This window comes from Okeania sp. SIO2F5 (assembly GCF_010692685.1).
In the GTDB taxonomy this organism is placed as follows: Bacteria; Cyanobacteriota; Cyanobacteriia; order Cyanobacteriales; family Microcoleaceae; genus Okeania; species Okeania hirsuta.
In genome coordinates, this window is sequence record NZ_JAAHGU010000045.1 from 1 (window position 1) to 16,175 (window position 16,175).

16 protein-coding genes and 1 pseudogene are annotated in these 16,175 nt (G+C 35.9%); 11 read left to right on the forward strand and 6 right to left on the reverse strand.

Annotated features, from left to right (window positions below):
• Nucleotides 1-153 (reverse strand): annotated as a pseudogene (locus F6K27_RS15975) (Zn peptidase); the annotation flags it as partial.
• Nucleotides 154-156: 3 nt separating this feature from the next.
• On the reverse strand, nt 157-495 hold the full coding sequence (locus F6K27_RS15980) for a RodZ family helix-turn-helix domain-containing protein (RefSeq protein ID WP_287276017.1): 339 nt from the start codon (nt 493-495) through the stop codon (nt 157-159).
• Nucleotides 496-741: 246 nt separating this feature from the next.
• Here F6K27_RS15980 and F6K27_RS15985 point away from each other — a divergent pair, with 246 nt between their 5' ends.
• The 8 genes from F6K27_RS15985 (at nt 742) to F6K27_RS16015 (ending at nt 6,230) form a co-directional block, all read left to right on the forward strand.
• Nucleotides 742-1,008 carry a hypothetical protein gene (locus F6K27_RS15985; protein ID WP_287276019.1) on the forward strand — a complete coding sequence of 89 codons (267 nt, stop codon included), beginning with the start codon at nt 742-744 and terminating at the stop codon, nt 1,006-1,008.
• A 20-nt stretch (nt 1,009-1,028) separates the two neighbouring features.
• Nucleotides 1,029-1,193, forward strand: coding sequence for a hypothetical protein (locus F6K27_RS15990; RefSeq protein ID WP_287276022.1), 165 nt, complete (start codon nt 1,029-1,031; stop codon nt 1,191-1,193).
• Between the two features lie 143 nt (nt 1,194-1,336).
• Nucleotides 1,337-2,044, forward strand: a complete 708-nt coding sequence (locus F6K27_RS15995; RefSeq protein WP_287276023.1) for a hypothetical protein — start codon at nt 1,337-1,339, stop codon at nt 2,042-2,044.
• Nucleotides 2,045-2,273: 229 nt separating this feature from the next.
• Entirely contained in the window at nt 2,274-2,678 is a 405-nt protein-coding gene (locus F6K27_RS16000) for a hypothetical protein (RefSeq protein WP_287276025.1), read from the forward strand.
• A 259-nt stretch (nt 2,679-2,937) separates the two neighbouring features.
• Complete coding sequence (locus F6K27_RS16005) at nt 2,938-3,933, forward strand: hypothetical protein (RefSeq protein WP_287276026.1); 996 nt, start codon at nt 2,938-2,940, stop codon at nt 3,931-3,933.
• A 326-nt stretch (nt 3,934-4,259) separates the two neighbouring features.
• Nucleotides 4,260-4,697 (forward strand): hypothetical protein, encoded by a 438-nt coding sequence (locus tag F6K27_RS33670; protein WP_353735996.1) that lies wholly within the window; start codon nt 4,260-4,262, stop codon nt 4,695-4,697.
• A 171-nt stretch (nt 4,698-4,868) separates the two neighbouring features.
• The gene (locus tag F6K27_RS33675) at nt 4,869-5,360 is read left to right on the forward strand and encodes a hypothetical protein (RefSeq protein ID WP_353735997.1); all 492 of its coding nucleotides are present in this window, start codon (nt 4,869-4,871) and stop codon (nt 5,358-5,360) included.
• Nucleotides 5,361-5,945: 585 nt separating this feature from the next.
• Nucleotides 5,946-6,230, forward strand: a complete 285-nt coding sequence (locus F6K27_RS16015) for a YiaA/YiaB family inner membrane protein (RefSeq protein ID WP_124145612.1) — start codon at nt 5,946-5,948, stop codon at nt 6,228-6,230.
• A 902-nt stretch (nt 6,231-7,132) separates the two neighbouring features.
• Here F6K27_RS16015 and F6K27_RS16020 read toward each other — a convergent pair.
• The 3 genes from F6K27_RS16020 to F6K27_RS16030 form a co-directional block, all read right to left on the reverse strand.
• Complete coding sequence (locus F6K27_RS16020; RefSeq protein WP_124145613.1) at nt 7,133-8,035, reverse strand: CoA-binding protein; 903 nt, start codon at nt 8,033-8,035, stop codon at nt 7,133-7,135.
• Between the two features lie 132 nt (nt 8,036-8,167).
• Entirely contained in the window at nt 8,168-9,385 is a 1,218-nt protein-coding gene (locus tag F6K27_RS16025) for a succinate--CoA ligase subunit beta (RefSeq protein WP_287276028.1), read from the reverse strand.
• Nucleotides 9,386-9,907: 522 nt separating this feature from the next.
• Complete coding sequence (locus F6K27_RS16030) at nt 9,908-11,413, reverse strand: glycosyltransferase family 2 protein (protein WP_287276030.1); 1,506 nt, start codon at nt 11,411-11,413, stop codon at nt 9,908-9,910.
• Between the two features lie 299 nt (nt 11,414-11,712).
• Between F6K27_RS16030 and ebsA the strand changes: the two genes are divergently transcribed.
• The 3 genes from ebsA (at nt 11,713) to F6K27_RS16045 (ending at nt 13,784) form a co-directional block, all read left to right on the forward strand.
• Complete coding sequence (ebsA, locus tag F6K27_RS16035) at nt 11,713-12,084, forward strand: type IV pilus biogenesis protein EbsA (protein WP_124145616.1); 372 nt, start codon at nt 11,713-11,715, stop codon at nt 12,082-12,084.
• Between the two features lie 97 nt (nt 12,085-12,181).
• On the forward strand, nt 12,182-12,427 hold the full coding sequence (locus tag F6K27_RS16040) for a hypothetical protein (protein ID WP_205127411.1): 246 nt from the start codon (nt 12,182-12,184) through the stop codon (nt 12,425-12,427).
• A gap of 283 nt (nt 12,428-12,710) precedes the next feature.
• The gene (locus F6K27_RS16045) at nt 12,711-13,784 is read left to right on the forward strand and encodes a phosphotransacetylase family protein (protein WP_124155253.1); all 1,074 of its coding nucleotides are present in this window, start codon (nt 12,711-12,713) and stop codon (nt 13,782-13,784) included.
• Between the two features lie 885 nt (nt 13,785-14,669).
• Here the strand turns inward: F6K27_RS16045 and F6K27_RS16050 are convergent.
• Nucleotides 14,670-16,124, reverse strand: a complete 1,455-nt coding sequence (locus F6K27_RS16050) for a carotenoid oxygenase family protein (RefSeq protein WP_287276031.1) — start codon at nt 16,122-16,124, stop codon at nt 14,670-14,672.
• Nucleotides 16,125-16,175: the final 51 nt, after the last annotated feature.

Below are 16,175 nucleotides of genomic sequence, written 5' to 3' on the forward strand. Positions count from 1 at the left end.
CACTCCCAAGTCTAAAAAATCAGCAACTAAAGAAGCTTCAAAAGGCCATCTGGGAGCAAAATTTGTGGTCTTATGCATTCGTCTGAGAATATCATTTGCCCGACGCTCAATCGACTCTTTGCGATAAAAGCAATACGGTTTGAGGATACTCACGCTTTATTCTCCTTCTGTTGCAGCTTGAGATATTCTGTGAGCGAACTCAGGATTTTCTTGCATTCGTCGGAACAATGCTAGCATCTCCTTTGGATTTTGCTTAAGAATCTCCTCATACTGTTGAGGAATTCTGCCAGCGAGGAAAATTAATTCCTCTTCATCCAAATCGAGATTCCTAGCTAACCCACGAATCACTTCTTCTTTTGGTGCATAGTCGGCGCGATCGTTTTCTAGCTTGGACAAATATGTAAAGTCTACTCCTAAGAATTTGGCCAACTCTCGTTGGGAATATCCTTTGTCTTTACGGGCCTGTCTAATTAACTTTCCAAAACTTTTTTCCACGGCTTTTACCTCCTAATAAGCATTGTAAGCAACTTTGACGAAAATTTCAACTTTACTCTTGACGATAAAATCAACTAGCGCTACAATAGATTTAGTTGAAAAAAAAGTCAACTCATGAGACACTACTGGCAAGGTTGAAAATTAAGTCAATTAAATTTAGGCTCTATATATGGAGTCATACTCAAGTTGGCTAATTGTAAATTTATGAGAGTCTCAACAAGTACCGCTCACCTGGAGGATAGCATTATGCTGAGAACCTGGACAGATACACACTACAAATTGGAAGACGAAGACTGGCTGTATATTGCTACCCATGAAGAACAGAGTTCAGCTTCTCTTGTTTGCCCAGGGTATGCAAGAGACGTGGAAGGCTTCAGTATTCACTTTACTCCTGCTCACATAGAAATGTTAGAGCATTTGTTGGGAGCATTGCGAATTATTAAAGCGCAGCAGGAAGCAACTACAGATTATCAATATCCACAACCAGCAAAGGCGACATATCTAATTAATTAGACTGCTGAAAAAATTGGTTGGTGGGGGTAGGATGGGGAGATGGGGAGATGGGGAGATGGGGAGATGGGGAGATGGGGAGATGGGGAGATGGGGAGATGGAGATGGGGAGATGGAGATGGGGAGATGGGGGGACGCGGGGACGCGGTGACGCGGAGATGGTTGAACAGGCAATGGTTTCACCATAGCAAGGAACGAGTTGGTGTTTGACTTATGTTGATGATGAACCGTAAGACGCCAGAGATACTTTTCTCACTGTTGCCTGTTGCCTGTTATATAACCTACTACTTTTTTCAAGGCAGACAAAAAATAAAACTAAAGGAAATAAAAGATGTCTAATTCTAATGTTAAAGCAAAAATTTATGTGTTTGGAGCTAAACCGAAACAAGCTTTATTAGTACCAGAAATTCCTATTGCTGTTCGTAATAATTGTCAGTCAGGACAATGGGTGATTGGAGACACAGATTATGGTTCTAAAATCTCAATGACAATCATCAAGTTTAGCAAATTTTTCGGCAATTTAGGTCAAACAATTAATACATTATGGGGTCAAATCTGGTTTATTGCTGAGTCAGGAGAATTACCTCATGGAGTGTTAATGGTGACATATATTAAAGGTCGTTCTTTGAATGATTTTAATCGTTTAATTGCTTCAGTTCAAAGTCAAGGAGTGGAGCCAGCAACAGGAATTTTTCTGCCTGAATTTATCAAGCACAGCGGTCAAAAACCAGATGAAAATGGTGTAGTAAAACCCATCAATTATTATAGCTTAAAATGGCGTTGGCAAGAACGTACAGATTGGTCGATTATTCAGCAGGCAGCAGCAGTGCTTTCTGATGAAAATAATCTATCAAGAATGATTGACTTAGAAGGAACTATAAAAATGGTTTGCTTAGATAATTTATCTGCTGAAGAAACTGCTAGTTTGATGGTAGCTCATACTAATAGTGATCGAAATTATTCGCTGAGTTTAAATGTTAGTAATGATAAAGCGTTACCACAGGGAAATGAGTCTTTAGCTGCTGCATTATCTTCATAAAAATAGCAATTCCCAAAAAGAGTGAGGTACAAAATTCTAGGCTTTAGGCAACAGGCAACAGGGAACAGGCAACAGGGAAGAAAGATAAAAGTACCTCACTAGCCTGACGCTATATATAGAGGCGCAATATTAATATTAATGCATTTTTTGCGTTTCTATTTACAGCTTTCAGCTTTAATTTTTTTGTAGTTTTATGATTAAAAAAATTGGAAAACTTAAAGAGGTACAAATGAGTAAAATTGCTAAATTCAGGATTCATCAGGGTGTAAAAACACCAGAAATCCAGCAATGGGAAGATAGTTTACGGGGGAATTTAGAAGTTAAACATCAAATTAGAACTGATACTATTAATGATCTGGAAAACTTCAGTCAAGATTTACAGCATATTAGTTTAGTTGTTGAATATATTCAAAATAATTACCAGGCATTACTAACAGAAAATAATTGCTTAAAATCCACTCTTTTAGAGTTAGTAGATAATTGCTACTGCTGGAAAGGAAATCGTTGTGAAAAATGCCAGAAAATCCTCAAGTCATTAGCTCCAGAAACGACTAGGAAAAAATTAAATACTGCCCAAGAATATGAAGCTATTTTGAAGCAGCTTCGGAAGCTGGGATCAACAATTAATAATTAATTATTAATTATTACCCCTCCTTGAAAACAAGAGGATTGACTAATAATGAAAGTTTTTTCTTGTTTATCCTTTAAAGGAGAGGCTTTAAACTTCAATTATTCGGTTAGTTGTCACTATATCACATTAAAAAGCGTTTCCTGACGGAATTTTCCGCAAACGGTATTTAAACAGTTAGCATTTCCTAAGTTCATGCTCCGCAAACAGCGAGTGATTTATGGAGATGAAGCTAGTAAAATTATCAATATTATGGAGAAAAAAAATGACACAAACTGCATCAGAAAGTAGCAAATTTAGAGTGATGAAATCATTTGAAGAAATTTTAGCTGCTAAGAAAAATCTTGCATCAAAAGTGGCAACTAAGGAGGAAGAAGCAGAGAAGGAAAAAGGGAAACAAATCCTAGAAACTGCTGCTACCTATACCACAGATAGTATTGTTAAAGGTTTGGCTGATTTACAATTATATTTTGGTAGTATTATTAATCAGTTATTAGATAATTTGCATCAAGAATCTACTAAACTTGAGGAGTTAAAACTTGCCATTGAAATTGAAAATAAACATTTACAAGAGTTACAAAAAGTTCGTGTTGTTGCTGATGCTTTGCATATTTTAACTCAAGAACATCAAGAAAAATTAGGATTTCTAGAGCAGAATTTTAGTGAGCATCAAGAAAATATTGCAAAGGATATGACGACTAAGCGAAAGGCTTGGCAAAAGGAACAACAAGAGTATGAAGCAGCAATTGAAGAGGAAAATCAATTGTTAATTAAACAACGAGAAAATGAAGCTGCTGACTATCAATATGAATTGGAACATCAGCGTAAAATTGAAATGGATGAATATGAAGAAATGAAGCGGAAGTTGGAACGAGAATTACAAGAGTTAAATCAAGAAAAAGAAAAAAAATGGCAGGAAAGAGAAAGTTATTTGGCAGAAAATCAAGTTGAATTTGAAGAAAATAGACAGAAAGTTGAAGGTTTTGAAGAAGAGTTGAAACAGGCTTATGTGAAAGCGAAAGATGACGCAATTAAAGAAGCAACTCGACAGGCAAAAGTTAAAGAAGATTTATTTGCCAAAGAGTGGGAAGGAATGAAGAATGGTTATGAGTTAAAGATTGAATCTTTAGAAGAAACAATTGAGCGACAAACTGAACAAATTAACGATATTTATACTCAGTTACAAGAGGCAGTACAGCAAGCACAAGATTTAGCTATGAGAGCTTTTGCTAGTTCTAATAACGGCGCTCAAACTAAGTAGTTGTTGTTGAAAGGAAGAAGGAAGAGGGAAGAAGGAAGAAGAAAAAATATTATGTTTTCTGAGTTTTAACCTTTCCTTCGACTGTGATAAAAGCTATAAACTACATTCATCATATAGCCATTCAGCAATCCTAATATTTGTCTACTCTATTCAGTAGATCGTAAGCATTCAGTCGTCAGTCTCCTATTTTTACTTCATTCATTAAAAAGCTGAGAGCTGAACACTAATAGCTGAATGCTTACTTAGTTGGTATTTATGCCAAAATTTTCCCAGCTATATCGCAGCTCAAGTCAATCGAAAAATTTCAAGTTTAACAGGAGAAAAAAATGGCTAAAAGAGTTAATTATAAAAATACCAAGGCTGAAATTTTAGAAGCTTTTGCAGAATTAAAAAAAGAAAAGTCTGCCCTAGAAGCAGAAAGAGATAAGCTAAGTCAGGAAAGTAAAACTACAGCTAAAACCTCTGTAGATTCAATATCCAAAAAACCAGAAAAAGAAGTGACAAAATTTATGAACTTAAATCAAACTCGTAACAAACCAAGTATGCAGTACACAATTGAAAATTTGTTGATGGTGCAAAGTGGTTTTGGTGGAGCTATCAGTGAATTATCAGAAAAACTAACTTCAGAAGCAACTAAATTAGAAGAAGTTCGACAGCAAGTGACAGAAGAAATTCAGCAATTAAACAATTTGCATGGTTTAGAAAATATTGAGGAAAATACTTTAGATAATTTAGTTCAACAGTATGAACAAAGCGCCAAATAATTTGAGAAATAATTTAGCGATCGCCAGGAAGAATTACAACAAGAAATAGAGTCAAGTAAACAAACTTGGTCAAAGGAACAACAGGAATATCAACGCACAATAAAAGAACGAAATGAACAGCAGAATAAAACTCGCCAACGAGATGAAGAAACTTATAAATATGACTTGAATTTGCAACACAATCTAGATATTGACCAGTATGAACAAAACAAGAAAAATTTGTATAAGGAGTTAGAAGAATTTCAACAGCAACAAGAGAAAATATGGTCTGAAAGAGAGCAGTCTATTTCTGAACGGGAAAAAGAATTTGCAGAGGTCAAAACTGAGGTAGAAAACTTTAAAAAAGAACTAGAGTCTAATATTAATAACGGTAAGGAAAATGGGCGAAATATTGGTACTTATCAAGCGAAAATTAAATCTGATTTATTAGCAAAAGAAGTCGAAGGAGAAAAGCAATTTTATGAACTACGGATTCAATCTTTACAGCAGACAATTCAAAATCAAGAACAACGAATTAAAAATTTATCTGCACAATTAGATTCCACCTTGACACAGGTTCAAGATTTAGCAGTGAAAGCTATTGAAGGTGCATCAAATTCCCGTTCATTTCAAGCCATGAAAGAAATTGTTCTAGAACAAAAGAATCAACAAAAGAAAAGTTAATTTTTGACGATAAAACATAGTAGGGGTTAACGGCCGTTAACTCCTACAAATTGAATAAGGTAGAAGGCATAAGGCAGAGGGCAGAAGGCAGAAGGAAATATTGGTTTAAAGGCAAAAGGTTTTTGATAGCTAATTATCCGGAAATGATCTAATAAAAAGTTTGTCTAATTGCACATACTTCCAATTACCTAATGATCAAGATTTTAGTCTAATAGACATCTCCAATCATAAAAAATAAAATCAATTATCGTACTTTTATTCATCAATTCTTTCCCCCTAGTCCCTACTCCCTCTTTTATGGAGATTTCTAATAATTGTGAGGTTATTTAACCGGACATGATATTACAACCAAAATTTATCGTCAAACACCAAAAAACGTACTGCTATAGTACAATTTCTTGACTGTCTACTCCTAAATATCATGTTGTACATCTCAAACCCTATTTGTAGCGTTTAAAAAAAGCTAAAATAAGAGTGATCACCTGTGTATATATTCAAACTGTCACTCTACTAATATTACTGTAAGTTTATACATATAAAATACAAAGAAATCAGCCAAAAACTTTGATTTGAGGTAATAATTTTATGACTAACAAATATACTCAACAAAAAGATACTGCTGCATGGATACTTCAAGTTTGGGCTTCCTTTATTCTAGCTACTTCTGGCACCGCGATCGGTATTATTTACCTACCTGTAGATAATTGGATTAAAGGCTTTTTAGGAATGGGTTTAACATTCTCAGTAGGTTCCACTTTTACTCTAGCAAAAACTATTAGAGATAATCACGAATATCAAAGGATAACTGCCAGACTTGATGAAGCAAAAGTTGAAAAACTATTGGCAGAGCATCACCCTTTAGACAAATAATAATTAGGGTTTGCTGAAAAAGTCTTATGGGTGAAGGGTAGGAGACAGGAGACAGGAGACAGGAGACAGGAGGAACGGGGAATTTAGAGTAGGTAGGAGTAAGAATTGTCAGAATGATTTCTCTGCCCAACTTTTGCCTAAAATACCCTCCATGCATGAGCATGAAGAGCTGAAAACCAGGCACTTTTTTCGACCTCAAAAAGGCACTTGTCTTTATATGTCAATGCTTTTAGATTTAATCAGCAAGCCCTAATTACATCAAATCCGGTTAAACAGACTCACCAAAAAATAGCTGAAATCTTTGTGATCAAACAATTGTATTTTTCAGCAATGAGGAAAATTTGATATGAAGTAGACTAGAAGTGGGTCTGTTAACAATGAGAATCAGCACCGGATTTGACATCAGACATACTTATAAGTCTGCCTGGCAATCACAGGTTTAATCAGAACGATTAGGAGCAGTCGTGGTACTGAATGAAGCTAAGGATAAGCTGTTGAAACTAGAGGTGCTTTGGGTAGATCAGGGTTATTCTGGTAAAAATTTTGCGAGTGCAGTAAGCGAAAGTTTGTGGCATTCGCCTAGCTTTGCGTCAGCAGTATCGCGTTAGAGTGGAAGTCATCAGAAGAACTGCCCAAACTTTTGAGCGCCTACCTAAGTGATCGATTGTTGAAGGCACTTTTGCTTGGTTGAATAGATTTCGACATTTAAGTAAAGATTATGAGGTGTATTCAGATGTAAGTGAAGCGATGATTTATGGCCCTTTAATTCACTTGATTGTTGGGCCACTAGCTAACTTAAGATTTACTTTATAAATCAGCTCTAAACTCTTACTTAGCTCTTTAAACTAAAAAAGTTAAAACTTCATTAACTTTGACTAATAATTAATTAGTCAAAAATTCAATTAAACATACTTTTTTTCTAGTGAATATTTCACTAAGCTAGGGATTTCCGAAGGTCGTTTTGCTACTGGTATTTTAAATTCTTTAAAAGCTGAAATTTTACTCTTCATCTGATTGTGGAAATTATGTTTTACCCTTGAGTTTCTAGCACTAATTAAACTACTAGCGTGAGTGTAATTTTGATTTATTGGAGCATAGATACCAGCAATATAAGCAACTACAGGTTTATCAATTGTTTCTGATATATAAGAAGCTGCAATTTCCTCACTTGCACCACCAACTTCTCCTACTAAAACAATTAACTCTGTGCGGTCATCCTCATCTAGTATTTGTAACCATTGCAAAAAAGAAGAACCAACAATTGGATCGCAACCAATACTAACACAGATAGATTGCCCCAATCTTGACTTTGTTAATTCCCAAGCTACTTCATAAGTAAGAGTATTGCTGCGACTAATAATCCCCACTGGGCCTGGTGTGTAAAACTGAGTTGGATGAGTGCCCAACAGTAATTTATCCGGCACGATAATACCTGCACAGTTAGGTCCAACAATCAGAGTTTCTGTAGCCTCAGCTTTTCTCAATAACTGGACCATATCTAGAGGTGGCACTCCTTCTGTAACGATGACAATTTGTTTAATGCCAGAAGCGATCGCCTCTAAACTAGCATCTAATACCCTATAAGCAGGCACAACTATCAAAGTGGTATCAATAATACCCACTTTTGCCACTGCTTGCTCTACCAAACTAAACACAGGTATACCAGACCATTCTTGTCCCCCTTCTCCAGGACTAATACCTGCTACTACATTTGTTCCATAGGACTTCATCATTAAGGCTATCTGGGTAGACATTTTTTCTGTAACACCCTGAACTATTACCTTACTATCTAGAGTTAAATTCATAATTCTTCAGCCCTTATTTGTATAGGCATTTATTAAGCAGGCCATCATTATCAGTATCAGTCAAAGGTTTTGATTTATTACCCTTAATGATATTCGAGTTAAAATTATATGTAATTTCTCTTCTGATTACCACTACTTAGCTAAAGAAACAGCTTTAGTAACTGCATCTTCTAAATTTTCGATTACCTCTACTGGTAGACCTGATAAACGTTCTTTAGCTCTACTCACTTCACCTCCTAATAAACGCAGTATAAAAATAATATTACTCTTGTCCATAGTTTTTAAATTATTCAAATACTCGTAAACTATAGTAATCAACTCATCACTTGTCTGAACTATACCTAGAAAATTCACCAATACTACCTTTACATTTTCCTTTTGACTAACTAAATCCAAAGCAGCAAACATTTTTATTCGTAAACTATCCTTGATCTCCAAATAATCACCCAACTTAATATTCAGAAAATTTGCTGGGTTTCCATTAGCTTCCATTACCAAATCAACAGTAGCCATTGTTAAACCTTCACCATTGCATAAAATTCCGATATTTCCTTGCAATTCTGTAAACTTTAGTTGATAATCTGGAATAATTTTTTCATTAGCTGCTGCATTGGTATTATTTGTAATTAATAAAGAATTTTTGTCTATTTGACTTACTTGTTTCTCTTGAATTTCATCATTATTAGTAATATTTTTGCCCACTAAATTTACCAATTCTAGATGACGACCTAGGGCACGGTCATTAACACTTACTTTACCATCTAAAGCCATGACTTCTCCCGTCGGACTCACACCTAAAGGATTAATTTCTACTAAATCTAAATCCTTTTCTATGAATAATTGATACATTTTTTCCACTATATGACTCACTAATTCTATCAGTTTTCCTTCGAGTCCAATTTTTACCATTAGACGACGTGCATAAAAGGGAGAAAATTGTTGATTAACAACTACCTGTTGCATCCTTGTCATCGCTGCTTCTGTATCAATACCTCCTTGTGCTGAACCGAGAAGTACAGGACGGCGTACTATTGGATCTAAAACAACTGCTAAGTATAATTCTTGATTAGCATTATATTTTGCTTCTGCCAATAAAACTTCTGGATACTCATCTTTGATCGGCAAATTAAAAATTGCCTGAGCTGCTGCCACAGCATCAATTGTATTTTCAACAAATTTAATTCCACCTAAGCTACTTCTTTCTCCAGCATGAACTTGAGATTTAAGTACGACTGGATAAGGTATTTTTAATTTTTTTAAATCTTTAGGATAATCTATTCTTTGAGATGGTAAAACAGGAATTCCCATCCCACTAAACAAAGCTTTTGCCTGATATTCTAATAAATCCATACTAACTTTAACGTTTAATTTTCTTAAGTTGATAATATGATTGTTTTAAGTTCTCCGATATTTATTTGATAAATTTTGCAGCTATTATGTTTGCGAATTTACTTAATAGTTCAAATCAAATTTAATTTTTCTTAAATTATTAATTAATAGTCTTGAAGGAGGATAATTATTTCTTTTAAAAAGGAACTACTTTCTTTATTCCTTTTTGTTCAAAACGGTATTTGCAGAATTTATTTGATCAATGTTACTATTAGAAGTAATTAGATTAATTTTATGTAGATCAATCAATTAATTAGTTTATGATAATTTTAGCAATTCTAAATCTGAAAAATTTTTATGCCTATAACTTTGAGTATCGTGATTTTAGTTAAATAATATCAAATTTAGGTTTCACACTTTAGAAATAGAATTGCTATATATTTCATCTCCGATACTTAGTCTGTTAAAAACATTATTGATCGCTAGTAAGAGTAGTTCAAATTACCATCAAACTAAGTAATTAGATAATAATAACCTAAATTTTTAACTTTCCCAATCCCCTTTATGAACTGTTTTTACCCACTTTAGTCGCTTAGGTAATATAGACATCCGGGTAATAGTAGCGCCCATCACTGCAAACCAATGCAACATATAAAAAGTGCCTCGCACACTTTCTAAAAAAGTAAGTAGTATAGACAATGGATGTTCTTTCTCAGAAACAAAGTCCAACTTCCCTTCTCCAACCATACTCTTTTCTTGTTTCCTAGTTCGACGTAAACCAATAAACATTCCCAATACAGAAACTGTTACAGTAAACACAGTCAAAGGACTGGTGATGGGTAAACGACGCAAAATTATTGCCATCAGAAAATCAGGTACAGCAGCAACCGATATTAGATATTGGGTCACCAAAAATTGCCATAAATCCCAAGTCTTACCAAATCTCATTCGGTTACGCAAAATCAATTGCCAGTAATCTAGATAACGCTGATACCCACCTTCTGCCCATCGGGAACGTTGATGCCACAAAGCTTTTGGGTTAGTTACTCCTTCCTCCATTACTGCAGGAAAACTGAGAAAATCTATATCCCATTGGTTCAAGTGTAGACGAATTGTTAAATCTAAATCATCAGTAATAGTCTGTTCATTCCATCCCTCACATTCTTTCAGGGCATTCAAACGTACAAATTGGCCATTCCCCCTGAGTTCTCCAATCCCACCAATTGCAATTCGTTGTTCCTGAAAAAAACTATCTAGAGCCATTTCTGCTGATTGGCCTTTTGTCCAAAAATTTAGACCTGCATTGGCGATCGCTTTTCTAACTTGTACTGCCCCTACTTTTTCTCTGGCAAAAAGTGGTACTACCTTTCGGAGGAGATCCGGTGTTACCTCTGCATCTGCATCAAACACTCCTAAAATTTCTCCCTTAATCAAAGGTATCGCAGTATTGAGAGCGCCTGATTTACCTCCACTGGCATCTGGACTTCTCCTAATAACATTAAGCTGCTGATATTCTTTTGCCAACTGTTCTAACAATACAGGAGTTTGATCTGTACTATTGTCATCTATTACCCAAAGTTCGTAATTATTGGTTGGATAATCTAAAGTACAGATATTTTTTACCAATTTACTAATTACAGCCTCTTCATTTTTAGCTGCTACTAACAGAGATATATAAGGCCAGTCTGTCGAATTTTCTTGTGATAGAGGTTTTGGAGGTAGTTTTGGTTGAGCGAATAGTATTCTCATAAGTTGAACTGATAGTAAACCAGTCAGACCTAAAATTACCCAATATCCCCAGGAAAGTAAGTGCAGAGCGATAGTAGTGGTCCAAATCAGAAATGACATAAATGCTGCTTTACGTCTACGACCATCGTAAATATTCTGATGACTACTTAACACTTCCTTTTCTTGTTTGATTTGACTCCGGTCTAAGCATTTCTGAGTTTCTGCTGCCTGATTATTTTGCTGTTCGTTACAGAAATTATCGTTTTGATGAATTTGGGTTTCCCTATAATAATCATTTTTTGGCCAAGAACTGTTCGGCATAACTAAATTAATCTTAAAGATCCAATCACTAATAATTTTCTTATGTTTTAAGAGACTAACCTAATTCCGTCTGAAAAAACTATAAATATAATCTTTGTTAAGTGAAGAATTTAGTAAGTCAAGAATCTAGAGGGTAGTTTGGCTAACAATTGCTACACCACAGGTAATATAAAGTTTTAGAGCTGATTTTTTAAGACAGCTGAAACGTTGACTTAAATTTAGCTTTTATACATTGAGACTATAGTTACTTATAATATAATTTCCGAGGAATGGATATTATTGATTCAGGAAACTAGAGGATGTCAATTAATCAATTAAAGCCAGCCGAAAAAGGGGAAATAGCTGTTTACACTCCATATTACCCAGATAACAGACGTAAATACCTAGCTCATGCTATTAGTCTTTACAAACAAAAAAGTCTTGAAGGAGCGAGAGGTATAGAAGGAGGAGAAAATATCCCTTTTGTTATCACCTGGAATGTTTCTATATTACCTGCAGACATAACTCGTTGCCGAATGCAGTTTGATGGTAATCAGGAGCTTAGTTATGATACAACAATGGCCACTTATGAGTTTGTTGATTCTTTAATCGATGTATTGCTAATTTATCATCGTACTCGTAATGTAGATTTTTCTAAGAATTTTTATGGAAAGTTACTTCGCTATGAGTGATTCAGCTTGAAATGTAATTCCTGAGATTTAATCTTGTTCTCATCGAAAAGTTTGGATTTGAAACCCCGTGCTTTTAGCAGTGTTTTACATTTGATTAATGTCGCTATATACTAAAAATATCAAACAAGAGATTAATATTGGTCACTCCAACAATAAAAACTTTGTTCAGATTCCTTTTTGGCAATTGAGGCAAAAACTTAAAGCCTTGTGTTTTCGATACGGAATTGACTATTTGGAACAACAACAGTCTTACTCGTCCAAGGTGAGTTTTTACGACCGAGATAAATACCTGTTGACAATGCCAATAACCCCAGTCAAACTAAATTTTCGGGTAACAGAATAAAGTATGGGTTGTATCAGACAAAAGCTCAACATTTGGTTTCAGAAGATATTAATGGTAGTGTCAATATTTTAGTGAAAAGTAAGCACAAACTCAATTTTGAGCGAGTGTATAGGGGGCTTTTGGCTAACCCTTTAAGGATTTATATTTCTTAACAATTCCCGCCGTTTGACGGCGCGGGAGTGTCAACCTTATAATTTAAAAATGTGAAACAAATTGACAACATTTAATCTAAAATCCAAATTATATTGACATTGACAAGTTCATTGATTGCGGGAGTGAGGGTGTGCCAAAATCTGCCAATCATTTGCTAATTGGATCGACCGAAGCTTACAGTGGCAAGTCTACAATTACTTTAGGAATAGCCCATAAGCTGCAAAAGCAAGGGATAAGCATTGCTTATGGAAAACCCTTGGGAAACTCTTTAAATTCAGTATCTGTAGAAATTGATGCTGATGTAAAGTTTATTACTGAAACTCTCAAGCTTTCAGAAAATAGTATTCGGCCAACTCTGTTGATGCTAGATGAAAGTACTATCACAAAGCGTTTGCTTGGAGAGGACAACACTGACTATCAAAAATCTCTAGCTCAATATCTACAGGTAGAAGGAGAAGATTTAGTTTTATTAGAAGGACCAAGTAATTTAGATGAGGGTAATCTATTTGAACTATCCATAGTACAAGTTGCGGAAATTCTTAATGCTGCCGTAATTTTGGTTACTCGTCCAAATTCTGGTTCTTATATAGACTCTTTACTCTCAGCTAAACAACGTTTGGGTAGTTCCCTTTTGGGTGTGGTCATTAATGATGTATCACTAGCAGCACAAGAAACAGTAACTACTTTAGTGAGACCTTTTCTAGAGTCTAGGAAAATTCCTGTATTAGGAATATTGCCGAGAAGCAGTCTCTTGCGCAGTGTCACAGTGGCAGAATTAGTTAAACAATTAAACGCCCAGGTACTTTGTCGCCCTGACCGTCTGGATTTAATGGTCGAAAGCTTGACAATTGGTGCAATGAATGTTAGTGCAGCTATTAAATATTTCCGTAAAACTACAAATATGGCAGTAGTTACCGGAGGCGATCGCACAGACATTCAACTAGCAGCTTTAGAAACTTCTACCCATTGTCTAATTTTAACTGGGCAACTGCCTCCGGATGAGTTAGTACTGCGTCGTGCTGAGTATGTGGAAGTACCTGTTTTGTCAGTGGACTGTGATACTCTATCTACTGTAGAAATTATAGATAGAACTTTTGGTACTGTACGTTTACACGAACCTATGAAAGTAGAATGTGTGAATAGACTAATGGCACAAGACTTCAACTTTGAGCATTTGCTCAGTCATTTTCAGCTAGAGATTTAGTCAAAAAATTATCTTTTCTTTTACGGGTTTAATACTCCACCGTCTACACGGTGCTTGAAATTGTTTGGGGTTATGGGGAAAGGCAAGGGAGTGAACCCACCCCTAACCCCTCCCAGGAGGCAGGGTCAATTTATTGTCACTAGAAAAAAAAGGAAGAGGGGGTGGGGAGTGTGGGAAGTGTGGGGAGTGTGGGAAGCACAGAATCTCAAAAAAAATAGGGTTGTAAATATTCTCTGACGACAAAAAATTAGACCTGCTCCCAGGAGTGGAAGTAAAAACAAGAATAATTAATGCTAACCAGCGTGGTAATTAGGGTTTGCTTATGGAAGTCTTTTGCTATGAGGTAGGAGTGAACCCACCCCTGGCCCCTCCCCCTCCCAGGAGGGGAAGTCAGGATTAAAGAGTCAGGATTCAGGAGGAATGGGGGATTTAGAGGAGATAGTCGGATATTTTATCCCTTGATTTTTCTGCAATTATTCTGCCTTTTATCCTAACTTTTTGGTCGCTCAAGCTTAAAAAGTTGCACTTTTTTATAGCGAAAAAAAGCTAAAACCTTTACCTGTCAATGCTTTTATATTTGATATGTAAGCCCTAATTATCAAAAAGATAATTTAGCTTGTGTTAATTACTTAATAATTGAAGTGCTACCTAAGTATAATCTTACTTTTGGTAATTGTTATATCAAATCCGTTGAATTAGACATAAAAAAATTATTCAATCGTCATAACTACGCTCATCAAAGTGATTCTCTCTCCTCCTGACTCAGTCCTCCCTCTCCTGGGAGGAGCGCGCGGGTGGGTTGACTCCTCAAGACTTAACCAATCTATAACTGTTTAACCGGATTTGATATTATTAGACCTTCAGCATAGGTACCTTTTGCCTTTTTCAATGCTCCTGACTCCAAATACCGTGGAAACCCATTGGTATAACTTCTGGTAAGGCTAACCGACAAACAGGTTCAGCATCTAAGTTAGAAGCATCAAATATCCAGACCTCACTACAGTTGCGCTCTCCGTCAAAAATAACAGTTAATACCCATCCTTTCTGAGCATCTTCAGCATCAGGGACATAGATAGGTTCCATTGGGTAGCAGTTTGGCCTTAAATCGGTGGTAGTAAGGGTATTTTTGTGATGGTCGAAACAGGCGATCGCCCCAAACATTTCTTGACTAATATCTATTCCCGGTTGATGAACTGACAAATAAGTAAAGCGAGATGGTTTTCCGACCTTAGCAGGAGCAACCGTAGGAAACTCACAGGGAATGTCTAATAATTTATAACTATCTATGATACGACCAGATTTAGGGTCTAGGCGTATCTGCCAAAATATCCCATTAGCAGGAGTATGAGTTTGGCCAGTAGGTACGTCTTGAAGGTACTTATTTGTTTGGTCAAAATCTGTATAGCGGATTAAGTAGACTAATATTGTGCCATCCGAGTCTACATAGCTATTGCCAAAGTGCCACTGAAACCAGGGTTCCGTTTCTTGACGACTGATGAGTTGTAGAGATGAGCAATCAACCAGTAAAATCTGTGTTCCTAGCTCTGGTTGCCAGGTTAAAGCATCACTAAAGCTTTTTATCTTTGTAAAAGCTGGCAGTAGTTGTAAACGTACTGGTGAAATAAAAAATATTAGATATGGACCTGCTAACACAAAATCGTGAATTAGAGGGACACCAGATATGGGAATCAGACCTTTTTGCTGAATTTTTCCAGTACTATTACTGCGGTATATATTGAGCGAGCTATTTAGTCCAGGAGTTACTCCGAAGTTATATATGTCACCTGTGACACTATCTATTTTAGGATGTGCTGAATAGCTTTGATGATTTTCTAAGCCTCCTAAATCTTCTAGTCCCAAAGTTGCCAAAGTTTCCAAATTGAGAGAGTGGGGATGTCCACCTTCCCATAGTGCTAAAAGTCGGTCTGGCAAAGCCAAAACAGAGGTATTAGCAGCATTTTTTATTGGCTGAGTGAGCTTATACCACAGATTTCCTGGAGGGTTCATTCCATAACCACCAAAAATAAATCTTTCTTTTTTTGTCTCAAGCTGATACCCTGCTGTTTGCACATAACGATAAGTAGCCCAAGGTTCTTGACCTTCTAGAAAAGAAGAATTAAAATGCACTGCTAGAATTGCACCATCTCCATCAAACCAGTGTCCTACTTTTTGTTGATTCCGGGATAATCTAGCAGGACCATTTCTATATAAACAACCTCTTAATCCAGAGGGTACAGCACCAGAAATAATTGGTAAAGTAGTAGGTGGGAATTCTTGAGCTGGTTGAGCAAAAGCTTTTGCCCATCCTGGAGTTTTGAGCGATTGATTTTTAACGATCAATTGTTATTTTTCCTACAGCAGGTATAGATGTACAAAAATATATTTAATTGT